Origin of the sequence: Phaeobacter italicus, from assembly GCF_001258055.1 — a bacterium.
GTDB classification, from domain to species: domain Bacteria; phylum Pseudomonadota; class Alphaproteobacteria; order Rhodobacterales; family Rhodobacteraceae; genus Phaeobacter; species Phaeobacter italicus.
In genome coordinates this window covers 296,604-320,772 of the sequence record NZ_CVRM01000011.1, presented here as the reverse complement: position 1 = coordinate 320,772, position 24,169 = coordinate 296,604, and the positions used below count along the sequence as shown (strand labels likewise).

Sequence of the window (24,169 nt, the reverse complement as noted above, 5' to 3'; positions counted from 1 at the left end):
CCCCGATGACCGAAGCTTACATCTATGACGCCGTCCGCACGCCGCGCGGCAAGGGCCGCAAGGACGGCTCCCTTCATGAAGTCACTGCCGCCCGCCTGTCGGCTGTTGCACTCAATGCTCTGAAAGACCGCAACAACCTCGAAGGTCACGCTGTCGAAGACGTTATCTGGGGAAATGTGACCCAGGTTGGCGAACAGGGCGCCTGCCTGGCGCGCACCGCTGTTCTGGCCTCTGATCTTGATGAATCGATCCCTGGCGTGTCGATCAACCGGTTCTGTGCCTCTGGCCTGGAAGCCGTGAACATGGCCGCCAACCAGGTCCGTGGCCGGGCCGGTCATGCCTATATCGCAGGTGGCGTGGAATCGATGAGCCGGGTGCCCATGGGCATGGATGGGGGCGCAATCGCCGTTGATCCCTCGATCGCGATCGACAACTACTTTGTTCCGCAAGGGATTTCTGCCGATATCATCGCAACCGAATACGGGTTTTCGCGCGATGCCGCCGATGAGATGGCTGTCGAATCCCAGCGCCGGGCCAAGGCGGCGTGGGACGACAACCGCTTTGCCCGCAGCATCGTGCCCGTGCGCGACATCAATGGGCTGACCATTCTGGATCACGACGAATATATGCGCCCCGGCACCGACATGCAGTCGCTGGGCGGTCTGAACCCGTCGTTCCAGATGATGGGCGAACAGATGCCCGGTTTCGACAAGATCGCGATGCTGAAATATCCGCATCTGGAGCGCATCAACCATATCCACCACGCGGGCAACTCTTCCGGGATCGTGGATGGCGCCGCTGCGGTCCTGATCGGCGACAAGGAGTTCGGCGAGGCGATGGGCCTGAAACCGCGCGCGCGCATCAAGGCAACCGCTAAGATCGGCACAGATCCGACCATCATGCTCACCGGGCCGGTCCCCGTGACGGAGAAGATCCTGCGCGACAACGGCATGGAGATTGGCGACATTGATCTGTTCGAGGTCAACGAAGCCTTTGCCAGCGTCGTGATGCGGTTTGAGCAGGCCTTTGGCGTGGATCATGACAAGGTCAATGTGAACGGCGGTTCCATCGCGATGGGTCACCCGCTGGGGGCAACCGGGGCAATGATCCTTGGCGCGCTGCTGGACGAGCTGGAGCGCAGCGACCGTGAAACCGGTCTGGCGACGCTTTGCATCGGCTCCGGCATGGGTGCCGCGACCATCATCGAACGTGTGTAACAAAGGCGCCTGGAGAGAAAGATATGTCTGATTTCACAATGAAAAAAGACGCCGACGGCGTCGCAATCATCACCTGGGACTGCCCGGGTAAAACCATGAACGTCCTGAATGGTCAGGCCATGCAGGATCTGGACGGGCTGATCGACGACGCGCTTGCTGACGAGGCGGTCAAGGGCATCGTGATCACTTCTGGCAAGAAGGACTTTGCCGGTGGCATGGACCTCAACGTGCTGGCGAAGATGAAAGAAGATGCAGGCGACGAACCGGCTCGCGGTCTGTTCGAAGGCATCATGAAAATGCACGAGGGCCTGCGCAAGATCGAACGGGCAGGTATGGATGCGAAGACCAATAAAGGCGGCAAGCCGATTGCCACTGCCCTGCCCGGCACGGCGGTCGGAATTGGCCTGGAGCTGCCACTGTCCACGCACCGTATTTTTGCGGCCGATAACCCGAAGGCCAAGATCGGCCTGCCCGAAATCATGGTCGGCATTTTCCCCGGCGCAGGTGGCACGACCCGTCTTGTGCGGAAGTTGGGCGCCATGGCCGCTGCTCCCTTCCTGTTGGAAGGTAAGCTGGTTGATCCGAAGAAAGCAAAGGCTGCCGGGCTTATTGATGAGGTGGTCGAAGATCCGCTTGCCGCGGCCCGTGCCTGGGTTCTGGAAGCCAAGGATGCAGACATCGTCAAACCCTGGGATCAAAAGGGCTACAAGATGCCAGGTGGCGCGCCCTATCATCCGTCGGGCTTCATGACGTTCCTCGGTGCCGCTGCCATGGTGCACGGCAAGACATTTGGTGCATTCCCTGCTGCCAAGGCGCTGCTGAGCGCGGTTTACGAGGGCGCGATCGTGCCTTTTGACACCGCACTGAAGATCGAGGCGCGTTGGTTCACCCATGTTCTGATGAACCCCTCCTCCGAGGCGATGATCCGTTCGCTCTTCCTCAACAAGGAAGCGCTGGAAAAGGGCGCGGTTCGCCCTGCAGGTATCGAAGATCAGTCGGTGAAGAAAATCGGTGTGCTGGGTGCTGGCATGATGGGTGCTGGCATCGCGCTGGTTTCGGCACAGGCGGGCATGGAGGTCGTTCTCATCGACCGTGATCAGGACGCCGCCGACAAGGGCAAGGCCTATTCCGCATCTTACATGGACAAAGGCATCAAGCGCGGAAAGGCGACCGAAGAGAAGAAAGACGCTCTCTTGTCGCGCATCACGGCGACGCCCGATCTGGAACAGTTGAAAGGCTGCGACCTGATCATCGAAGCGGTGTTCGAGGACCCGGGTGTGAAGGCCGAGATGACCAAGAAGGTTGAGGCGATCATCCCTGAAGACTGCATCTTTGCCTCCAACACCTCGACCCTGCCGATCACCGGCCTGGCCGAAGCCTCGGTGCGCCCTGAGCAGTTCATCGGCATTCACTTCTTCTCGCCGGTGGAAAAGATGTTCCTTGTCGAGATCATCAAGGGGAAAGAGACCGGCGACCGTGCGGTGGCCAAGGCGCTGGATTATGTCCGCCAGATCCGCAAGACCCCGATCGTGGTGAATGACGCGCGCTTCTTCTACTGCAACCGTTGCATCATCCCTTACGTGAACGAAGGCGCACGCATGATCACCGAAGGCGTGACACCGGCGCTGATCGACAATGCCGCACGCCAGTTGGGTTTCCCGGTTGGGCCGATCCAGCTGACCGACGAGACGTCCATTGATCTTGGCGCCAAGATCGCCCGCGCGACCAAGGCCGCAATGGGGGATGCCTATCCTGAGAGCCCGGCTGACGATCTGATCTTCTGGATGGAAGAACAGGGCCGTCTGGGCCGCAAGGCCAACGCTGGGTTCTTTGACTACGACGACAAGGGCAAGCGTCAGGGATACTGGAAAGGTATGCAGGAGAAATATCCTCTGGCCGATGAACAGCCTGACCTGATCGAGGTCCAGGAACGCCTGATGTTTGCGCAGGTTCTGGAAGCTGTGCGTGCGCTGGAAGAGGGCGTTCTGATGGACATCCGCGAGGGCGATGTGGGCGCTATCCTGGCCTGGGGCTTTGCGCCGTGGTCCGGTGGCCCGCTGAGCTGGCTGGACATCATCGGCACGCCTTATGCTGCCGAGCGCTGCGATCAGCTGAGCGAAAAATATGGCGAGCGATTTGCCTGCCCGCCGCTGCTGCGCGAGATGGCGGAAAAGGGTCAAACCTTCTACGGCCGGTTCAATCCTGGCGCGGAAAAAGCTGCCTGAAACGGCGATACCTGACATGGGGAAGCGGCGCCTGCGGGCGTCGCTTTTTTCGCACCCCAACATGAGAAATGCACGGTAGGCACCTCATCAAAAAAGAAAAACCGCCCAGACATCCGAGCGGTTTGCATATCTGGATCTGGCTTGCGCGATCAGATCATCACGGCGTATTCCGCAGCGCCATGCCCACCCGGCCCCATTGGCAGGCTGCTGGCCCAGGCCGTTTCTTCCGTGATCATGTCAATGACCAGCTCGCGCGCGACCTGCGGATCCAAAATCGGATAAAGCTCTTTCTCGGCGGTGGTGTCAAAGGCCAGGATATCGCGTGGTGTCACGCTCAGGCCAAGCATGCCTGCCTCAAGATAGATCACCTCATCTTGGGCAAACCGCGGCACCACGATGTCCAGCTTTGTTTCAGGTTCAGCGCGGGCAATGCCACGATACCCCTCCAGTGCGCAGGCCGGAACAACAACAAAGGGATCGCCCATCTCCACGTCGGCAATGTCGCTTTCGATCAGGACGCCCTGATCCGGCATGACCCAAAGAGCGGTGCGATTGTTCAGTGCATCCTGTGGAATGTACACGGGGCAGCGCAGCGGATCAGGAAGGCCCGGGCGCAGCAACAGGGTTTCGCGGTGAAGTTCGACAATCGGCTGCATGCCGTGGTCAAAGGTGAGTGCAAGATCACCAACCGCCAGCGCCTCGATCGGGCGCCAGCCAAGATGCGAGGCCACATGCGTGCCTGACAGGATACCGCCCTGCCCGGCTGCGACCAACGGGTACTCTGTTTCCAGAGCCTCGGCCATCGGAGAGAGCTTGCGTTTCAGCAGCCAATCCAGCATCGGTTTTCCCTTTCACCAAGGCAGCTGCACCTTCTGCGCAGCCCGTCAAGTTACCCGTCCGCACATCGGCCTGACGCCCAAATGCGGGAGAGGGATACGCAGCATTGGCTGGCGATGGGCCGTTTTGGCGATGCGCCGTCTGCCCTGCGATTCCGTCTCTCGCTTACCGGTCTATCGGTGAATCGTTAAAAGAGTATTCAAATCGCGCGATATCTTCGGCGCAGGCCTCGGCAACCGCGTCTCTTGCCTTTTGGTCATAGAGCGGCTGCCACTCTGCCGGACGGCCGGATTGATTGGCGCGGGGCAAGGTCAGATCAAACCCCAGATGATCGAACAGCGGCTGCGCGTCGCGCGAAAACTGCTCCAGCCGGATAAACAGATCGCAGCGCTCCTGTCCCTGCGAGGTCTGCATGTACGACCCGGCGGGCGTTGCACGCAGGCTTGCCAAAATGCGCGGATGCGATGCGAACTCGTTAAACGTCAGCGCCTTTGCCAGTGGGATCGACGGATGATCAAAGCTCTGTTTTCGCAGCCAATGATAGAGGCTCAGCACACGGTCCCAAGGGTTGCGCACCAGTGTGAATGCAAACAGCCGTTCCATCCGGGATTGCGGCACAAGGCCCTCCAGATCTGCCAGCGTCGAATGTTTCCACAGCCGACCACGCGCCTGCGCGCCCTGTAGTCGCCGCCGCCGTTTGCTCGCCTTTGGGGTGTCGCCAAGCATCATGTCATCGGCCATCGCCCGCTCTTCCAAAGCAAGCGCCATTGCTGTCCCACCCGTCTTGGGGATGTGAATAAAGACATAGGAACGGCCGGGCGACAGGATCATGTTCGCAAGCTAAGCGGTTTTGCCACCAATGAAAACCGAGACTTCGCGCTGCAATAATGTCATAGATCTTTCAATGCGCGCAACTTTGCGCAATATCTTGGACAAAACGCGCATGAATCATCTTGGGAGGGCAGGATATGGGCTGGATGGCAGATGAGACGGGTCTGGAGAAGACCGCTGCAAACTATGTGCCGCTGACACCACTGTCGCATCTGCGCCGCGCGGCGCATGTCTTTGCCGATGTGCCCGCCGTTGTCTACGGCTCGCACCGCAAGACCTATGCCGCCTACTATGACCGTTGCACCCGGCTGGCATCAGCGCTCGCAGGTATGGGGGTTCGCCCTGGCGATGTGGTCGCAACCTTGATTCCCAACCTTCCAGCGCAGGCAGAGGCCCATTTCGGTGTGCCTGCCTGCGGTGGCGTTCTGAATACGATCAACACGCGCCTCGATGTGGGCACGGTGGCCTATATCTTTGACCACGGCGAAGCAAAGATTGTTCTGGTCGACAGCCAGTTCCTGTCGCTCGCAGAACAGGCAAAACAAGACTGCGAGGGCAAAGGCCCCCTGATCATCGAAGTACCAGATGAGCAGGCCGGTTATCCGGCTTCGGGCCGCCATCCGGTCTATGAGGATGTGCTGTCTGCCGCGTCTCATGATTTCGACTGGATCATGCCGCAGGACGAATGGGAAAGCCTTGCGCTGAATTATACCTCCGGGACAACCGGACGGCCCAAAGGTGTCGTCTATCATCACCGGGGCGCCTATCTGATGACAATGGGAACGGTCATCTCATGGCGGATGGTCATGCAGCCAAAGTACCTGGCGATCGTTCCGCTGTTCCATTGCAACGGCTGGAACCACACCTGGATGATGCCGGTTCTTGGCGGCACGCTGGTGTGCTGCCGCGACATCACGGCCCCTGCCATCTACGATGCCATCGCAGACGAAGGGGTCACCCATTTCGGCGGTGCGCCCATCGTTCTCAACATGATCGTAAACGCCCCACAGGACCAACGACGCAGTTTCGACCACACCGTGGAAGTCTTCACCGCAGGCGCCCCGCCCGCGCCCGCCACCCTGGAAAAGATCGAAGCACTCGGCTTTCATGTGACGCAGGTCTATGGGCTGACGGAAACCTATGGCCACGTCACCGAATGTCTCTGGAAAGGGGGCAGCTGGGACAATCTTGACCAGCAAGGGCGCGCAACGATCAAGGCGCGGCAGGGTGTGGCCTTTCCAATGATGGATCATATCACCGTCATGGACGAAACGATGTCGCAGATCCCGATGAACGGTCAGGATCAAGGTGAGATCGTGATGCGGGGCAATTCGGTGATGAAGGGTTACCTGAAGAACCCCGACGCAACGCAAGAGGCGTTCAAGGGCGGTTATTTCCATTCAGGTGATATCGCCGTGCAGCACCCCGACGGTTATATCCAGATTGCCGACCGGGCGAAGGACATCATCATTTCCGGCGGCGAAAACATCTCCTCTGTGGAGGTTGAGGGCGTTCTCATGGCGCATCCGGCCGTCAACCTGGCGGCAGTTGTTGCAAAACCTGACGACAAATGGGGGGAAGTCCCCTGCGCCTTTGTCGAACTGAAACCGGGAGAAGACGTGGATGAAGCTGCGCTGATTGCATTCAGCCGCGACACCCTCGCAGGTTTCAAAGCCCCGAAAAAGGTCGTCTTTCAAGAGCTTCCGAAGACGTCGACCGGCAAAATCCAGAAATTTGAACTGCGCAGCATCGCGCGCAAGCTATAAATGCTCCAAGTGCATTGAAGCGCGCGAAAAACCCGGCGGAAGTCAATTGCTGACGCCGGGTCTGGCGTGCTATTTGGGCGCTGTACTCTGAACGGTAAGGACGCCTCTCATAGATGACGGCATTGCGGGAATACCAACGACTTGAAGCAGCGGCGCTGTGGCGGCCGGGTCCGGATGCGCAACGGCGCGACGTGATCATTTCAGTTGGCGATGCAACGCTGACCATTGCGGACATGAATGACCGCCCGCTCGCGCATTGGTCTCTTGCCGCGCTGGAGCGGCAGAACCCCGGTGCCTACCCTGCCCTTTTCCACCCCTATGGTGATCCCGACGAAACACTGGAAATCGGTGAAGATGAAACCGCCATGCTGGAGGCGATCGACAGGCTACAGGCCGCGCTGTCACGCGCGCGCGCCCACCCCGGACGGCTGCGCAGCGCGACACTTCTCTCAGGCCTTGCCGTTTTCGCCGCAGCCGCCGTCTTTTGGCTGCCCGGCGCGCTGATGTCGCACACCGTCAACGTGGTACCAGACATCAAGCGCAAGGCGTTGGGTCAGGCCCTTCTGGGGCGGATTGAGCGCCTGTCAGGGCAAGCCTGCAACACGCCGGAAGCAGCCCCCATCCTGACCCGCCTCGCGGACCGCCTGGATGTGCGTCAGATTGTTGTCCTGCGCAGCGGTGTGGCAAGCAGCCTGTATCTGCCCGGTGGCATCGTCGCACTGAACCGCAGTTTCGTGGAAGATCACGAAGACCCCGCTGTTGCCGCCGGCGCGGTTCTGGTCGAACGGGTCCGCGCCGCTGAACAGGATCCGCTTGCTGATCTCCTTTCTGCCGGCGGTATTCGCGCGACATTTCGGATGCTCACCACGGGCGAGATGACCCGGGCCACCCTTGACCGATACGCAGAAACTGTGGTGACCGCTCCGCGCCCCATGCCCACCGAAGAGGCCATCCTGGAAGAATTCGGCCGCGCAGCTGTCCCCTCGACACCCTATGCGTATGCACAGGACATCACAGGCGAGACGACCCTCGGTCTGATCGAAGCGGATCCGATGGCGGGGCGAGATCTGGAGCCAGTTCTAAATGATCGTGATTGGGTGCAACTGCAAAATATCTGCAGCTGAACCTCCTCATCTCTGTACAAAAAAACGCGCCCTGAATGGCGCGTTTTTCATTTTATCCGTGGCACCTTACAGGAACGAGCTCACCTGCTGATCCGTGCGCCCGCATATCCGGCAGAACGGACCTTCGCCAGCGCGGCCTCTGCTGCTGCAGGACCGGCGAAGGGACCCGCCAGCACCACCTGATGGGTGACGCCTGCACGTTCAACCTGGCCCAGGCGGACAGGCAGACCATGTTTGCGCAGCGACTGCGCGACGGCCTCTGCCTTGGCCCGATCTGAGACGGTTGCAGCCCGCACATATTTCTGCTGCACAACCACCGGCGCCTGCCCGTCCTCCGGAGAGGAGCGGGTCGAAAGCCGGGTGACCAACTGATCCTGATCGCCCGCGCTTTCCCGGCTCTCGGACAGACGGACCACCGGGCGATTGACGGGTTGCTTTATGCCTTGGCGCGGAACGCTGCGGGTCCAGATTTGCCCGGACGCGCCGGATACAGCATCACCGTTCTCGACAACCACCGCCTGACGGCCTGATTGCACCTCTAATTGGCGCAAAGACATCTCTGCCCGGCGCGGATTTAGGCGGTCATCCTCCCAGACCTTGCGGTAGCCATCCGGCACCGACAGGCCACGGCTCAGCTGTCGTTCTTCGTAAACATGTTTGGGCATCACGCGCGTGTTCGCATCCAGCGCGCCATACCCGCCAGCAAAACCGTCCTGCGGGCCACAACGGACTCCGCTGCCGCGGTTGATGTACTGACGGCTCAGCTCAGACGCGCCTTCGCAAGGGCCAGACGACCAGTTCGGCGTGAGGATCGTCAGCGGCACGTCATCCCGGCGATAGGCGTCGTTATAGGCAGGGCGTGGGCGTCGCGGGCTTGCCTTTGCGGTGCGGACGGGAATGGGTTTTGCCACCCGTGCCGGTTCGCGCTGGGGCTTCGTTGTCGTCACCACGCGGGGTGCTGTGGGCGTTGGCACGGGTTCTGACGGCGCAACGCTGCCTCCATCAGCCACGACCGGATCATTGGCACGCTGCCCCTCGGGCAGAGTGATCAACTCTGCGGTTGGTGGGACCACAGCCTTTGGCGCGGCGTCATCGGCTGCAATCTGGGTCGGCTGGAACCCACAGAGCTGCTTGCGACTGCGCGTCACTCGCGGAATCCACGTGACATTGCCGTCAATCCCTGCCCGAATAAACACGCAACCACGGCTATCGACATATTGTTTGCCGGAAAAGGAGGCAGGCGGGAACTCTGCCGGAGTGGCGGCTTCTCGGGCCGACTGGGCCGCCGCAGAGCCCGCTCCAAATGCAGCAAATCCTGCTGCGGCGAGCAATGCACTTGCAATAATTCTAGTAAGCATCATCAGAAGGCCCCACAATATATGGCGGCATGATGCCCGAAAACGAATTCTTAGTAAAGCTGACGCTCTGGGAATTTATGAAAGAAGTCAGTGGGATCCTGCACGCTGTCGGACGAGGGCCCGCATCCGGTGCGATGGCAGTTTGCCGGACGCCCCGTCACGAAAAAAGGCGCCCCGATACCGGAGCGCCCGCAATATCAAATGCCGAGCATCAGTGGCTCGCGGCACCGTTGGCCAACGGCAGGTCCCGCGAACCGCTGGCACCGCATTACTTGGTGCCGAACATCCGGTCGCCTGCGTCGCCGAGACCGGGCAGGATGTAGCCCTTTTCGTTCAGCTGACGATCCAGAGAGGCCGTCACGATCGGCACGTCCGGGTGCTTTTCTTTCATCAGCGCGACACCTTCAGGGGACGCCAGCAAGCAGAGGAAGCGGATATCATTTGCGCCGGCCTCTTTCAGCAGATCAATCGCAGCGGCCGAGCTGTTGCCGGTGGCAAGCATCGGGTCAACAGCGATGACAGTGCGATCCTTCAGACCCTCAGGCGCCTTGAAGTAGTATTGAACCGGCTGCAGTGTTTCCTCGTCACGGTACAGACCCACAAAGCCCACACGCGCAGACGGGATCAATTCCAGAACGCCGTCAAGCATACCGTTGCCTGCGCGCAGGATCGAAACCAGAGCCAGCTTCTTGCCCGCCAGGATCGGCGCTTCCATTTCTTCCATCGGCGTGTCGATGGTGGTGGTGGTCAGCGGCATCTCGCGGGTGATCTCATAGGCCAGCAGCTGGGTGATTTCACGCAGCAGACGGCGGAACCCGGCAGTCGATGTGCCCTTGTCGCGCATCAGGGTCAGCTTGTGCTGCACCAGCGGATGATCAACGACGGTCAGATGTTCGGACATAGGGCGCTCCTTTCAGGCAAAATCAAACTCTCATAGTCCTTGGGGCCACAGAGGGGCAAGGCAGATCTGCCGAAATTTTCGGCAAATCTGCGGATCTCTGCGGGGAAACCTGCGGCGTCAGGCCCGATCAAAGCACCGAACGGCCAGGCCCGGCAGACGGCACCTCCAGATGCGCGGCAACGGTTGCGGCCACATCGACAAAACCCAGACGTCCCAAAGGCCCGCTGCCCCTGCCTGCCATCAGGACAGGAACCTGCTCACGGGTGTGATCGGTGCCCGGCCAAGAGGGATCATTGCCGTGATCTGCAGTAAGAACCAAGAGATCGCCATCGCGCAGCTTCGGCAAGAGCGCCGCAATCTCGGCGTCAAACCACTCCAACGCGCGAGCATAGCCCGAGATGTCGCGGCGGTGGCCGTACAGGCTGTCGAACTCGACGAAATTGGCGAAGGTCAGGCTGCCCTCTTCGGCCTGCTCTACGGCGTCATGGAGATGCGCCATCAGGGTGGCGTCGTCGCCCTTGGCGAGGGTATCAATCCCCTGCATGGAGAAGATGTCACCAATTTTGCCAATGCCGTGGACGGTGCGCCCCGCGTCCTGCACCCAGTTGGTCAGAATCGGAGCCGGCGGTGTAATCGCATAATCGCGCCGGTTCGTCGTGCGGCTAAAGCCGCTTTCGGCGTCACCGACGAAGGGGCGCGCAATCACCCGACCAACCTTCATCGCATGCAGGTAAGGCGCTACCGCCTCACAAAGCGCCAGCAACCGCTCAAGGCCAAATGTTTCTTCATGGGCCGCGATCTGAAAGACACTATCCGCAGAGGTATAACAAATCGGCTGGCCGCTCTTCATATGCGCTGCCCCGTGCTCTGCGATGATCGCCGTACCCGAGGCGTGACAATTGCCAAGGATCGCATCGGTTCCGGCCGCATTGCAGACATGTGCGACCAGATCGTCTGGAAAGGCGGGGGTCTTGTCAGGAAAATAACACCAATCCCACGGCACCGGCAGGCCCGCCAGTTCCCAATGGCCAGACGGCGTGTCCTTGCCCCGGCTCTGCTCAACCGCAGCCCCCCAACGGCCCATCGGCGCCCGTTTGCCTGCGCCGAGATCGGGACAGGGCACTGCAGAAGCCTGCGCCACAGCCGCCCCCAGCCCAAGTGCATCAAGGGTCGGCAACCGCAAAGGGCCACTGCGCCCCTCCTCGGCCAGTCCAGCCGCACAGGCTTGGGCGATATGCGCCAGTGTATTGGCACCCAGATCGGCCAAGTCGCCGTTGAAATACTGCCCTGCATCAGGGGCACCACCGATGCCCACGGAATCCATCACGACAAGAAAGGCACGGGCCATCAGGAAATCCTCTCATGGATGAGCGAAGGCACAACCGGAGCCGTTTGCGACAGCGTATAGGCTGCCCGCAGGCTTTTCTCTGCGATGTCGGCTGCAGCCTCGTCAGCGGCATGGACGACGCCGATCACCCCACCTCGGGACAGCTGTGCCCCCAGTGGCGCCAACTCGGCGAGGCCGACAGCCGGATCCACGATATCGCTTTCGACCATGCGACCGCCTCCAAGACGGACAACGGCAAGACCAAGCGCCTCACCTTCGATTGCGGAAACATAGCCCGCCGTTTCGGCCAGAACAGGGCGCCTGACCGGGGCCTCTGGCAGGACGCTCTGCCATGTCGTCGCAAAATCCGCAGGTCCGCCCATCGCCGCCACCATGCGCGCAAACCTGTCCGCCACCGCACCGCTGGCAATTGCTGCGCGAATTTTCGCGGCCCCGTCTTCGGGATCCAAGGCAAGGCCACCATGGGCAAGCAGGACACCACCTTGGACTTCGGTCAATCGCGCCAGGGCGCTGTCGCGCCCCCCCTGCCCGGTCAGGATGCGCACGACCTCGGCCACCTCAAGCGCATTGCCAAGCGCCGGGGCCAACGGCTGGTTCATATCCGTGATCAATGCAGAGGTTCGGCAACCTGCCGCATTTGCGGTCTCGCTCAGACTGCGCGCCAATGCTTCAGCCTCGGCGCGTGTTTTCATGAACGCTCCGCTGCCTAGCTTAACATCAAGCACCAGCGCATCCGTCCCGGCGGCAAGCTTCTTGGACAGGATCGAAGCGGTGATCAGATCAAGGCTCTCGACCGTCGCTGTCACATCCCGGATCGCATAAAGCCGCTTGTCGGCCGGGGCGATCTGCGCAGTTGCGCCCACGATCGCACAGCCCACATCGCGCATCATCGCCTGCAGTGCATCCTGCGACACCTGCGTGCTGACGCCCGGGATCGCCTCCATCTTATCTAGCGTTCCGCCCGTGTGGCCCAGACCGCGGCCAGAGATCATCGGGACATAAGCCCCGCATTCTGCCAGCGCAGGTGCCAGCAGAAGCGACACGCAATCCCCGACACCGCCGGTAGAATGCTTGTCGAGGACGGGACCATCCAGATCCCATTGCAGCACATCGCCACTGTCCCGCATGGCCAGCGTGAGGGCACGGCGTGCCTCTACGTCCAACCCCTGCAAGCAAACGGCCATCGCAAAGGCACCTGCTTGCGCGTCGCTGACCTGACCATTTGCCAAACCTTCGGCAAACCAGCGCATCTCAGCGTCGCTTGGTGTCTTTCCCTGCCGCAGAGCAGCAATGATGGCGCGTGCGTCCATGGCTCAGCTCCGCTCCATGTGGTCCGCACCAAAGGCACCCGGCAGCAGCGCCCCAATCGTGGTGACCTGTTCGGCCCCATCCGTGGTGGCCAGCGTCACCTCGGCATCGGCCGCACCGAATTCGGCCAGTTTCTGGCGGCAACCGCCACAGGGCGGAATGGGGCTTGGGCAATCAGCGATCACATAGGCGGCTTCCAGCTTGGTTTCACCTGCCGCCACCATTGCGGCAATTGCCCCGGCTTCGGCACAGGTGCCTTCTGGATAGGCGACGTTTTCAACATTGCAGCCCACATAGACCTTGCCAGAGGCCGCACGGATGGCTGCGCCGACCTTGAAGTTGGAATAGGGTGCGTGCGCGTTTTCGCGTACGGCGGCTGCGGCGTCTTTCAGGCTCATGGCGATTCCCCGATTTTTGATCATCTGGTCAAGATGACGCAGAATAACGATAGCACGGGGGGAAGGTGAAGCCCTGCATCAGCAATTTCTGCCATGCCCTCGCGGCGGGTAACCGCCTGCCCCCAGATCCACGCCATCCCACGATCACGCGTGTCGCAATCGGTGGTTTCCCTGACGTAAAAAGTCGTTTAACACTAAACTAAAGTCTCTGGAGCCCCTGAGGACATTCATTCCAATGACCAAAAACCCCAAATCCGATACCCAAACCCTGCGCGAAGCGGCGTTGCATTATCACGCTTATCCGAACCCCGGTAAGCTGGAGATCCGAGCCACAAAACCGATGGCCAATGGCCGCGATCTGGCGCGGGCCTATTCGCCGGGTGTTGCCGAGGCCTGTATCGAGATCAAATCGGACCCGGCTGACGCAGCAAAATACACCTCGCGCGGCAATCTGGTGGCAGTTGTCACCAACGGCTCTGCGGTTCTGGGTCTTGGCAATATTGGCGCGCTGGCCTCCAAACCGGTCATGGAAGGCAAGGCCGTTCTGTTCAAGAACTTCGCCGGTATCGACTGTTTCGACATCGAACTGGATGAAGCCGACCCCGAAAAATTGGCCGAAATCGTCTGCGCGTTGGAGCCCACCTTTGGCGCCATCAATCTGGAAGACATCAAGGCTCCTGATTGTTTCATCGTAGAGAAAATCTGTCGCGAGCGGATGAACATCCCGGTTTTCCACGACGACCAGCACGGCACCGCAATTGTAGTCGGCGCGGCTGCAAAGAACGCTCTTCATGTCGCGGGCAAGAAATTCGAAGATATCAAGATCGTGTCGACCGGCGGCGGCGCGGCGGGTATCGCCTGCCTCAACATGCTCGTGAAACTTGGCGTCAAGCGGGAAAACATCTGGTTGTGCGACCTGCATGGGCTTGTCTACGAGGGGCGCACCGAGGACATGAACCCGCACAAGGCCGCGTTTGCGCAAAACACCGATCTGCGCACTCTGGATGAGGTGATTGATGGCGCGGATCTGTTCCTTGGCTTGTCGGGACCAAATGTTCTGAAACCCGAAATGGTCGCCAAGATGACCAAACGGCCCATCATCTTTGCCTTGGCCAATCCCAACCCGGAAATCCTGCCCGACGTCGCCCGCGAGGTCGCGCCGGATGCCATTATCGCCACCGGCCGCAGCGATTTTCCCAATCAGGTCAATAACGTCCTTTGCTTCCCCTTCATCTTCCGGGGCGCGCTGGATGTGGGGGCAACGGAAATCAACGACGAGATGCAGATTGCCTGTGTCGAAGGCATCGCAGAGATGGCCCGCATGACCACCTCGGCCGAAGCGGCCGCTGCGTATCAGGGCGAACAGCTGAACTTCGGGGCTGATTACCTGATCCCCAAGCCTTTTGATCCACGCCTTGTCGGTGTCGTATCCTCGGCTGTTGCAAAGGCCGCGATGGACAGTGGTGTTGCCACCCGCCCGATCGACAATCTGGACGCCTATCGCGCCAAGCTGAATGAAACGGTTTTCAAATCCGCCCTTCTCATGAAGCCGGTATTTGAATCGGCCAAGGCGGCAGCCCGCCGCATCGTCTTTGCCGAGGGCGAGGACGAGCGCGTTCTGCGCACAGCGCAGGGTATCCTTGAAGAGACAACCGAAACGCCGATCCTGATCGGTCGCCCCGAGGTCATCGAAAAGCGTTGTGAACGGTTGGGCCTGCACATCCGTCCCGGCACGGATTTCCAGATCGTGAACCCGGAAAACGACCCCCGCTACTATGACTACTGGACCAGCTATCACCGCTTGATGCAGCGCGATGGGGTGACCCCTGACCTCGCCAAGGCGATCATGCGCACCAACACCACGGCCATTGGCGCCATCATGGTGCATCGCGGCGAAGCCGACAGTCTGATCTGTGGCACGTTTGGGGAATACCGCTGGCACATGAACTACGTGCAGCAGGTTCTTGGTGGCGGCACCTATGAACCCCACGGCGCGTTGTCCATGATGATCCTCGAAGATGGCCCCCTCTTCATCGGCGACACCCATGTCCGGATCGAGCCCACACCAGAACAGATCGCCCAGACCGTTCTTGGTGCGGCGCGCCACGTCCGCCGCTTTGGCCTGGAGCCGCGCATTGCGCTGTGCTCGCAATCCCAGTTTGGCAACACCACCTGTGATTCCGGCGCCCGCCTGCGCGCCGCGCTGAAGATCCTCGACGATAAGCCACGGGATTTCGTCTACGAAGGCGAAATGAACATCGACACTGCGCTGGACCCGGAGCTTCGCGCACGTATCTTCCCGAACTCTCGTCTGGATGGCGAGGCAAATGTGCTGATCTTTGCCCACGCTGACGCCGCAAGCGGTGTGCGCAACATCCTGAAAATGCGCGCCGGTGGGCTGGAAGTCGGCCCAATCCTGATGGGCATGGGCAACCGCGCCCATATCGTTTCCCCTTCGATCACTGCCCGCGGCCTGTTGAACATGGCTGCCATCGCAGGAACGCCTGTGGCCCATTACGGCTAGGCGCGTTTCGGGGCGCGAACAGCGCAGAATCACAGGCTGTACACAGTGAAGAAGCGCAGCTGTCTGGTTTGCCAACCAATCGGGGCGGAGTTTGCAAACTCTGCCCCGTCTTGCTGTAAACTTGCGCTAACCGAAGTGGTTTGCAAAACTTTGCAAGGCTGAAACGTCAAATTCTGCAAATAAATTGCGCCAATCTGACGCGACGTCCCTTCCGGAGCTTGCCCGATCCCGCGCCATGGTCCTAACTCGGCTCAAGGACGAGGAGGAGGAACCATGTCGTATTCTGAGGTCTATGAGAGCTGGAAAGCCAACCCCGAACAGTTCTGGATGGAAGCAGCCAAGGCAATCAGCTGGGACAGCGCCCCGACAAAGGCCCTGACCGACAAAGGCGATGGCCTCTACGAATGGTTCGCAGATGCCAAGGTCAACACCTGCTACAACGCTGTTGACCGCCACGTCGAACAGGGCCGCGGAGAGCAGACCGCGATCATTTACGACAGCCCCATCACCCAGACCAAGCGTGAAATCTCCTACGTCGAATTGCGCAATCGCGTCGCCACCTTGGCCGGTGCCCTGCGCGCAAAAGGTGTTGAAAAAGGTGACCGGGTCATCATCTACATGCCGATGATCCCAGAGGCCCTTGAGGCGATGCTCGCCTGCGCCCGCCTTGGCGCGGTGCACTCGGTGGTCTTTGGTGGATTTGCCGCAAACGAACTGGCCGTGCGGATTGACGACGCCAAACCCAAGGCGATCATCGCTGCCTCCTGCGGTTTGGAGCCGGGCCGCACGGTGCACTACAAACCGCTGCTGGATGGCGCGATCGACCTCGCCACCCACAAGCCCGACTTCTGCGTGATCTTCCAACGCGAACAGGAAGTCGCAGAGCTGGTGCCGGGCCGCGATGTGAACTGGCACGGTTTTCAGTACGGCGTGGAGCCAGCCGAATGTGTCCCGGTCGAGGGCAACCACCCCTCTTATATCCTCTACACCTCTGGCACCACGGGCCAGCCCAAGGGGGTGATCCGTCACACCGCGGGTCAGTTGGTGGCGCTGAACTGGACCATGAAAAACATCTACAACGTCGATCCCGGCGATGTGTTCTGGGCCGCGTCCGATGTGGGCTGGGTCGTGGGCCACAGCTATATCTGCTACGGGCCGCTCATTCATGGCAACACCACCATCGTGTTCGAGGGCAAGCCCGTGGGCACCCCTGATGCGGGCACCTTCTGGCGGGTGATCTCGGAGCATAAGGTCAAAAGCTTCTTCACTGCGCCCACCGCCTTCCGCGCCGTGAAACGCGAGGACCCCAAGGGCGAGTACGTCAAGAAATACGACCTCAGCTGCCTTGAGCAGGTGTATCTGGCGGGGGAGCGCGCGGATCCCGACACCATCACCTGGGCGCAGGAACAGCTGCAGGTGCCGGTGGTCGACCACTGGTGGCAGACAGAAACCGGCTGGTCGATCGCGGCGAACCCGCTGGGCATCGAGGAACTTCCGACCAAACTCGGTTCCCCCGCTGTGCCAATGCCCGGCTACGACGTGGAGATCCTTGATGAGGGCGGCAATCCGGTCGCGGCCGGCGAACTGGGCGCGATTGCGGTGAAACTGCCGCTGCCTCCGGGCACCCTGCCGACCCTATGGAACGCCGAAGAGCGGTTCAAGAAAAGCTACCTCAACACCTTTCCCGGATATTACGAAACGGGCGATGCGGGCATGAAGGACGAGGATGGCTATCTCTACATCATGGCGCGCACCGATGATGTCATCAACGTCGCAGGTCATCGCCTGTCCACCGGCGCGATGGAGGAAGTGCTTGCAGGGCACCCCGATGTCGCCGAATGCGCAGTGATCGGTGTTTCTGACAGTCTCAAGGGGCAGATGCCTGTGGGCTTTCTCTGCCTCAACTCAGGCTGCGAAACCGCCCATGAGGATGTCGTTTCACAGGTCGTCAAACTGGTGCGCGAAAAAATCGGGCCGGTGGCTGCGTTCAAACTGGCCTGTGTCGTTGATCGCCTGCCCAAGACCCGCTCTGGCAAGATCCTGCGCGGCACGATGGTGAACATCGCAGATGGCACCCCGTGGAAGATGCCCGCGACCATTGATGATCCCGCGATCCTCGACGAGATCACCACCGCGCTGCAGGGCCTTGGCTACGCAAAACAGTAATCCCCCTTATCCTCCCCACCAACTGCAGGCTCCCCGCAAGGCGGAGCCTGTTTTTTGCCGTTTGTGCCGCCCGGTTTCTCTTGCAACTCTGACTTGCCTGCCTACCCTGCCATCAGGGAGGCATCATCATGACAGAGACCGAAATTTGGCGCCTGAGCGGGACAGATCTGGCAGCACGGACACGCGCAGGGGATCTGACGGCAGAGGATGCTGTTACCGCCTCCATCAAGCGCATGGCAGAGATCAATCCCGACCTGAACGCCGTCGTGGAAGACCTGAGCAGCGAGGCACTGGAACGCGCCCGAAATCTCGATTTGGCGCGCAAAAATGGCGCCACGCCCGGCCCCCTGCACGGTGTTCCCGTCACCATCAAGATCAACATTGATCAGGCCGGACATGCGACCTCAAACGGCGTCAGCGCGCTAAAGGATCTGATCGCGCCAGATGATGCGCCGGTGGTAAAGAACCTGCAGGATGCCGGCGCAGTCGTCATTGGCCGTACCAATACGCCCGAGTTTTCCTTTCGCGCAGATACTGACAACCCGCTCCATGGCCGCACCCATAATCCGTGGGGCCGACACATCTCTCCCGGCGGCTCCTCCGGCGGTGCTGGTGCGGCCGTGATGGCGGGGATTGGTGCGCTGGCCCACGGGAATGATATTGGCGGCTCTCTCCGGTTTCCGGCCGCCGCAAACGGGGCTGTCACGGTAAAACCGGGTCTGGGGCGTGTGCCTGCATGGAACCCCAGTCAGTCTGCCGAACGGGGCATTCTGGCGCAGAACATGTCTGTGCAGGGCCTCATCACCCGCACAGCGCAGGATTTGCATCTGGCGATGCCCAGTCTGATCGCGACCGATCCGCGTGATCCGTTTCATGTTCCGATGCCGTGGCGCGGTGAAGCCGTCGCTGGGCCTATCCGGGTTGCCTTTTCCAAGGAGACCTATGGCTATGACCTCCACCCTCAGGTGGACGCCGCGCTGGAAGACGCCCGCGCAGCGCTCGTGGATGCGGGTTATCTGGTTGAGGAGATCCAGCTGCCAGATGTCTTCGATGCCGGGCGGACGGGCTACCGCGCCTTGATGGGTGAAGTCTATGCGCTGATGAAGTCCGATATCGACGCGGCCGGCTCCCAGACCGTGCGTGACATCTTTTCGGTCTACTTCGAGGAATTCCCCCCCTTCGCCGGTCAGGAACTGCTGCAGATGAAGGCCAAGCGCACACATTACGCGCGCGAGTGGTCCCTGTTCATGCAGGATTACCCGCTGGTTCTGACCCCTTTCCTGCCACAGCCCTTCTTCAAGCCAGACCGCGATACAGAAGGGGCAGAGGGCGTGCATGAGGTTTTGGGCTGCGCGGTCTATTCCTATGCGATGAATTTCCTCGGCCTGCCTGCGGCCTCCGTCCCGGCCCGATTGGCAGAGCTGCCCAACGGACCACAGCCCATCAACGTACAGATTGCCGCCCCGCGCTGGCGCGAAGATCTGGCCGTCGATGCCTGCCAAGCCATCGAATCACGAATCGGGCGCATGTGTGATGTCCTGTGGAAGAAGATGGCCGACCGCGGGTGACCGCGCCCTGCCTGAGCCCCTGCCTTAGCCCCTGGCCCATATCCGACGGGCCCGCCCGAGAAATGAAACCAATCGGGGTGAGACACGCTGAAAGGTCGCTGCCGCATCGCAGATGCACAGCGAACCGTCTTCACTGACGGCAGACTTCAGATAAGGCTGCACGAAAACCCGGGGATCGGCCGCGCCGCCCCCGGACTTTCCGAAACAACCGGAAACTCGTTCACAAACATCCCCAAAGCCACGCGGCCTCAGAACCCCGGCAGAGGCCGCAATTTGGGTGAAAACGACGTCCCCGATAAGGGGGCGCAGTCCGGTTCATGTAAAAACGTAGGTGCTTTAAAATAAGCGGCCGATGGCCATCCCGGTAGATCGCGGCGCCTCACGTTGTGGAGACGCAATGCCCTTTGGCTGTCACCGCTGGCATCGGCCTGTTCTAGAGTTCTAATATCGCACAAATCGGCCGTTTTGTCACCAAAAACCTGAAAAGCCCCTAAATCCCCAAGTGGTTATCAGGTGAACTGTTCGGAAATCAGCCGTTCCTCCAGCCCGTGGCCGGGGTCAAACAGGATCTTGTGGCGGATCTTTTTCTGGGTCGAGATTTCAACGCGCACCACATTCGGGAAGGAAACAGAATCCGCATCCGCCATCACGGGCCGCTTGTCAGGTTCCAGAACATCGAAACGCACGGTCGCATTGCTGGGCAGCAATGCCCCGCGCCAGCGTCGCGGACGAAAAGCGGCAATCGCCGTCAATGCCAGAACATCCGATCCGATGGGCAGGATCGGCCCATGAGCGGAGTAGTTATAGGCGGTAGACCCCGCAGGCGTAGACACCAAGGCCCCGTCGCAGACCAATTCTGCCATACGCTCCCGGTCATCCACGGAAATCTTCAGCTTGGCCGCCTGTGGACCCGCCCGCAGCAGTGACACTTCGTTGATTGCAAGAGCCCGATGCACCCGCCCCTCTGCATCCATCGCACGCATCGACAGCGGATTGATGATTTCTTCTTCCGCCGCCTCCAACCGCGCGATCAGGCCGCTTTCGCTATATTCATTCATCAGAAAGCCGATGGTTCCGCGGTTCATTCCATAAACCGGAGCATCCAGATCGATGGTGTCATGCAGCGTATCCAGCATGAAGCCATCGCCGCCAAGGGCCACGATCACCTCTGCCTCTTCCTTGGCCACATTTCCATATCGGGAAACCATCGCGGTTTTTGCAGTCTGCGCCACCGGTGCGCGGCTGGCCAGAAAGGCGATTCTAATGCTCATCAAATCTGTTTCCGGAGTTACCCAATTCGTTCCGAAACAATCATAGCTTTCCCGGGAATGCCAGTCTTGCCGTTCTGAGCAGGGGATTCGTCGCATTCCGGGCTTTCAGCGCGAAAGTGTTTCCGATAGGAAATCTCACAAATGGAACACCTACACTGACGGAGCCAGCATGACCGAGACCACCTCCCGCGACCCCGGTTTTTTCACCCAATCCCTCGCTGATCGCGATCCGGAACTGTTCGGCTCGATCACCAACGAACTTGGCCGCCAGCGCGATGAAATCGAGCTGATCGCCTCCGAGAATATCGTCTCTGCCGCCGTGATGGAAGCGCAGGGCTCGGTTCTGACCAACAAATACGCCGAAGGCTACCCGGGTCGCCGCTACTATGGCGGTTGCCAGTACGTCGACGTTGCCGAGAACCTGGCCATCGACCGCGCCAAGCAGCTGTTTGGCTGTGAATTCGCCAACGTCCAGCCGAACTCCGGCTCGCAGGCCAACCAGGGTGTTTTCCAGGCGCTGATCCAGCCCGGCGACACCATTCTGGGTATGGACCTGTCCGCAGGTGGTCACCTGACCCACGGCGCACGTCCCAACCAGTCCGGCAAATGGTTCAACGCCGTTCACTACGGTGTGCGCCGCGAAGACAACCTGATCGACTATGACCAGATCCAGGAACTGGCAAACGAGCACAAGCCTGCCCTGATCATCGCTGGCGGCTCGGCCATCCCGCGTCAGATCGACTTTGCCAAGTTCCGCGAGATTGCCGACAGCGTTGGCGCCTATCTGCTGGTCGACATGGCCCACATCGCTGGTCTGGTTGCCGCAGGCGAGCACCCCTCGCCCTTCCCGCACGCTCATGTTGCGACCACCACCACCCACAAGACCCTGCGTGGTCCGCGCGGTGGTATGATCCTCACCAACGACGAAGCACTGGCGAAAAAGTTCAACTCCGCGATCTTCCCCGGCATCCAGGGCGGCCCGCTGATGCACGTCATCGCTGGTAAGGCAGCAGCCTTTGGCGAAGCACTGCGTCCCGAGTTCAAAGAGTACCAGAAGCAGGTGCGTGCAAATGCCGTGGCTCTGGCAGACCAGCTGATCAAAGGCGGTCTGGACATCGTGACCGGTGGCACCGACACCCACGTTCTTCTGGTCGACCTGCGCCCCAAGGGCGTGACCGGCAACATCGTGGACGCTGCTCTGGGCCGCGCTCACATCACCACCAACAAGAACGGCATCCCGTTTGACCCGGAAAAGCCCACTGTGACCTCGGGCATCCGTCTGGGCACACCGGCGGGCACCACCCGTGGCTTTGGTGAAGCAGAATTCCGCGAAATCGCGGACCTGATCATCGAAGTGGTCGATGGCCTGGCTGCAAACGGTCCGGACGGCAACGCAGAGGCCGAAGCCTCTGTACGTGGAAAAGTGGCAGCTCTCTGCGCCCGCTTCCCGCTGTATCCGAACCTGTAAGTCGAAGCCGACTTTGAAAAACAAACCGCCGCGAAGCACCCTTCGCGGCGGTTTTCATTTATGAGCCAGTCATGGGCGCGTGTGCGGATCAGAGGGGTTTGCTGTCAGTCAGCGCCTCTTCCAGCATCTTTTCATTTCGCGCTTCTTCGATGCGGCGGATGCGGTCTTCACTGGAGCGGATGTCGAAGCGATATTTGACAAGGTTGATCAGGCTCAGCGTCAACAGCATGATCCCCATGCCCCAGAACCCCTTGGTCGCCAGCGGCACCTCGGTAGAGAGCCAGAGCGAAATCCCCAGCATGCCGTAAGCCACGGCCACACCGGCCACGTTGAGGGTGATAATCAGGTTGTTGTCATTGCGTGCATTGGTCATTGGGTCTCTCCCCGTTGGTCGTCGTGATTTTTCAAATGATTAAAAAACTTGCGCCGGATTCTGGCGCATGCGCTGTGTCAGCTCTTTGGCGTCAGCCGCGCCAGAACATCAGCGGCTGTACTGCGTGTCGGCGCGCCAAAGCCCGCATCCGCCAGATCGTCCGCCACCGTGCCGTGGCTCAGACCGGCTTCGATGTCTTTCAAGATTTCGCTTTGTTCAAACGGATCCTCGGCAGACATCACCCGGTTGATCAGCGCCTCCGCCTCCCCCAGCGTGTCGCCCGCAGCCGCGCCCCGCACCAGTCCAACATGCGCGCCCTGCGCCCTACGGGTGGCCCGCGCGGCAACTGCGCCTTGTTTCAGGTCGATCAACCGGCGATGGCTGGCCTCTACGGATTGGCGCAGCTGCAGACTGCGCTGTTCCAGCATGTCGACAGTGCGGCGGCGCGTGACATGCTCATTTTCCAGCTCTGCAATGGCCGTGGCCGCAGCCTGCGCCAGATCCTGGCGGTCCTGCGCAAGAGCCGCCTGTGCCCGCTCCGTCAGATCGCTGATCCGCGCCGCGACCGCCTCCAACTGGCGGCTCTCCATTCGGGACTTCTGGATCAAGCCGGCCAGCGCCTGTTTCGCGCGGGTCAGATCGGCCTCGCCGCTGCGGATTTTCTGATCGATCAACTCTATCGCATATGCGTCGGTCAACCGCTCTTCGGCGCGGGCGTCGACCCCTCGGATCAATGTCTTAATCGTTGCAAACATAGCTTCCTCCAAATCCGTGAACATCGTTCATAAACTTGGTATAAGGAAATCATGAACAGCGTTCAAGAATTTTTTTGAACGACGTTCAGGAAATCATGTAAGCCGCGATAATACCTCGGAAATCATTCGCTCGATCTGATCCACCGGCACACCTGAGATGCGGTTTTCCAGCCCGAGAAGCACGATTCCATGCACCGCCGAGAACAACGCCCGGACCATAAGCACGAGGTCTTCGGGGGCTTTATCGGGATAAATCTCTGCGACCGGCGCCGCGATGTTGGAAAACAGATCATCAAGAGCAGCGCGGTACCAGTCCGGGACCTCGGCCTCCTCCGCCTGCACGTCGAACAAGGCGCGCCACAACCGGGTATTTTCAGCCGCAAACGCCAAATACGCATTGCTCATCAGGATCAACCGCCTGGTTGGTGCAGCCGCCTCTGCCCCGTCAAGAGATTGGCGAACGGCCTGCCCCAGCGCTTGAAAGGTTCGCCCGTTCACCGCCATGACGATGGCGTTCATATCATCAAATGCGTTGTAGATGGCGCCGACAGCACAGCCCGCATCAGCCGCAAGATCGCGGGCGCGCAGGGCACCTGCCCCGTCACGGCGAATGCGGACCTGGGCCGCGACGATCAATTTGTCGCGCAGCTCCTGCTTGCGGATTTCGGCCTTGCTCGCCATTTGGTCTGCCCCTTCACACTTGAACCACGTTCAAGATACCGGGACCCAGC

Annotated in this window: 19 protein-coding genes; 8 read left to right on the top strand and 11 right to left on the bottom strand. The window is 60.5% G+C overall.

What is annotated here, in order from left to right; translation table 11 throughout:
• The first annotated feature begins 5 nt into the window (after positions 1–5).
• Complete coding sequence (locus tag NIT7645_RS04775; protein WP_008562840.1) at positions 6–1,217, top strand: acetyl-CoA C-acetyltransferase; 1,212 nt, start codon at positions 6–8, stop codon at positions 1,215–1,217.
• Positions 1,218–1,240: 23 nt separating this feature from the next.
• On the top strand, positions 1,241–3,442 hold the full coding sequence (locus NIT7645_RS04770) for a 3-hydroxyacyl-CoA dehydrogenase NAD-binding domain-containing protein (protein ID WP_050686240.1): 2,202 nt from the start codon (positions 1,241–1,243) through the stop codon (positions 3,440–3,442).
• Positions 3,443–3,591: 149 nt separating this feature from the next.
• Here the strand turns inward: NIT7645_RS04770 and NIT7645_RS04765 are convergent, their stop codons facing one another.
• Entirely contained in the window at positions 3,592–4,281 is a 690-nt protein-coding gene (locus NIT7645_RS04765; protein ID WP_008560320.1) for a Hint domain-containing protein, read from the bottom strand.
• A 163-nt stretch (positions 4,282–4,444) separates the two neighbouring features.
• On the bottom strand, positions 4,445–5,110 hold the full coding sequence (locus NIT7645_RS04760; protein WP_008559329.1) for a sulfotransferase family 2 domain-containing protein: 666 nt from the start codon (positions 5,108–5,110) through the stop codon (positions 4,445–4,447).
• Positions 5,111–5,247: 137 nt separating this feature from the next.
• Here NIT7645_RS04760 and NIT7645_RS04755 point away from each other — a divergent pair, with 137 nt between their 5' ends.
• Positions 5,248–6,876, top strand: a complete 1,629-nt coding sequence (locus tag NIT7645_RS04755; protein WP_008559750.1) for an AMP-binding protein — start codon at positions 5,248–5,250, stop codon at positions 6,874–6,876.
• Between the two features lie 113 nt (positions 6,877–6,989).
• Positions 6,990–8,000, top strand: a complete 1,011-nt coding sequence (locus NIT7645_RS04750) for a hypothetical protein (protein ID WP_008562476.1) — start codon at positions 6,990–6,992, stop codon at positions 7,998–8,000.
• An 80-nt stretch (positions 8,001–8,080) separates the two neighbouring features.
• On the opposite strand, the gene NIT7645_RS04745 is transcribed toward NIT7645_RS04750, so the two are convergent.
• The 5 genes from NIT7645_RS04745 to NIT7645_RS04725 all read right to left on the bottom strand — a co-directional run bounded on the left by NIT7645_RS04745 (position 8,081) and on the right by NIT7645_RS04725 (position 13,313).
• Positions 8,081–9,361: an SPOR domain-containing protein gene (locus NIT7645_RS04745; protein WP_050686238.1), complete on the bottom strand. Its 1,281-nt coding sequence runs from the start codon at positions 9,359–9,361 to the stop codon at positions 8,081–8,083.
• A 265-nt stretch (positions 9,362–9,626) separates the two neighbouring features.
• Positions 9,627–10,259 carry a uracil phosphoribosyltransferase gene (upp, locus tag NIT7645_RS04740; protein ID WP_008559490.1) on the bottom strand — a complete coding sequence of 211 codons (633 nt, stop codon included), beginning with the start codon at positions 10,257–10,259 and terminating at the stop codon, positions 9,627–9,629.
• Between the two features lie 127 nt (positions 10,260–10,386).
• A complete protein-coding gene (locus tag NIT7645_RS04735; protein ID WP_008559845.1) occupies positions 10,387–11,607 on the bottom strand; it encodes a phosphopentomutase in 1,221 nt (406 codons plus the stop codon).
• Positions 11,607–12,917 carry a thymidine phosphorylase gene (locus NIT7645_RS04730; protein ID WP_008559164.1) on the bottom strand — a complete coding sequence of 437 codons (1,311 nt, stop codon included), beginning with the start codon at positions 12,915–12,917 and terminating at the stop codon, positions 11,607–11,609. The genes NIT7645_RS04735 and NIT7645_RS04730 overlap by 1 nt, the downstream gene beginning before the upstream one ends.
• Positions 12,918–12,920: 3 nt before the next feature.
• On the bottom strand, positions 12,921–13,313 hold the full coding sequence (locus tag NIT7645_RS04725) for a cytidine deaminase (RefSeq protein WP_037302864.1): 393 nt from the start codon (positions 13,311–13,313) through the stop codon (positions 12,921–12,923).
• A gap of 235 nt (positions 13,314–13,548) precedes the next feature.
• Between NIT7645_RS04725 and NIT7645_RS04720 the strand changes: the two genes are divergently transcribed.
• The 3 genes from NIT7645_RS04720 (at position 13,549) to NIT7645_RS04710 (ending at position 19,571) form a co-directional block, all read left to right on the top strand.
• Positions 13,549–15,837, top strand: coding sequence for an NADP-dependent malic enzyme (locus NIT7645_RS04720; protein ID WP_008558855.1), 2,289 nt, complete (start codon positions 13,549–13,551; stop codon positions 15,835–15,837).
• Between the two features lie 273 nt (positions 15,838–16,110).
• Positions 16,111–18,003, top strand: a complete 1,893-nt coding sequence (gene prpE, locus NIT7645_RS04715) for a propionate-CoA ligase PrpE (protein WP_050686237.1) — start codon at positions 16,111–16,113, stop codon at positions 18,001–18,003.
• Between the two features lie 128 nt (positions 18,004–18,131).
• Positions 18,132–19,571: an amidase family protein gene (locus tag NIT7645_RS04710; RefSeq protein WP_050686236.1), complete on the top strand. Its 1,440-nt coding sequence runs from the start codon at positions 18,132–18,134 to the stop codon at positions 19,569–19,571.
• Between the two features lie 509 nt (positions 19,572–20,080).
• On the opposite strand, the gene NIT7645_RS04705 is transcribed toward NIT7645_RS04710, so the two are convergent.
• The gene (locus NIT7645_RS04705) at positions 20,081–20,842 is read right to left on the bottom strand and encodes an NAD kinase (RefSeq protein WP_008561605.1); all 762 of its coding nucleotides are present in this window, start codon (positions 20,840–20,842) and stop codon (positions 20,081–20,083) included.
• 169 nt (positions 20,843–21,011) lie between these two features.
• On the opposite strand from NIT7645_RS04705, the gene glyA reads away from it, so the two are divergent.
• A complete protein-coding gene (gene glyA, locus NIT7645_RS04700; RefSeq protein ID WP_008560943.1) occupies positions 21,012–22,310 on the top strand; it encodes a serine hydroxymethyltransferase in 1,299 nt (432 codons plus the stop codon).
• Between the two features lie 88 nt (positions 22,311–22,398).
• On the opposite strand, the gene NIT7645_RS04695 is transcribed toward glyA, so the two are convergent.
• The 3 genes from NIT7645_RS04695 to NIT7645_RS04685 form a co-directional block, all read right to left on the bottom strand.
• Entirely contained in the window at positions 22,399–22,683 is a 285-nt protein-coding gene (locus tag NIT7645_RS04695) for a YiaA/YiaB family inner membrane protein (RefSeq protein ID WP_050686235.1), read from the bottom strand.
• Positions 22,684–22,760: 77 nt separating this feature from the next.
• Positions 22,761–23,438, bottom strand: a complete 678-nt coding sequence (locus tag NIT7645_RS04690) for a PspA/IM30 family protein (RefSeq protein WP_008559942.1) — start codon at positions 23,436–23,438, stop codon at positions 22,761–22,763.
• A 93-nt stretch (positions 23,439–23,531) separates the two neighbouring features.
• Entirely contained in the window at positions 23,532–24,119 is a 588-nt protein-coding gene (locus NIT7645_RS04685; RefSeq protein WP_050686234.1) for a TetR/AcrR family transcriptional regulator, read from the bottom strand.
• Between the last annotated feature and the right edge of the window lie 50 nt (positions 24,120–24,169).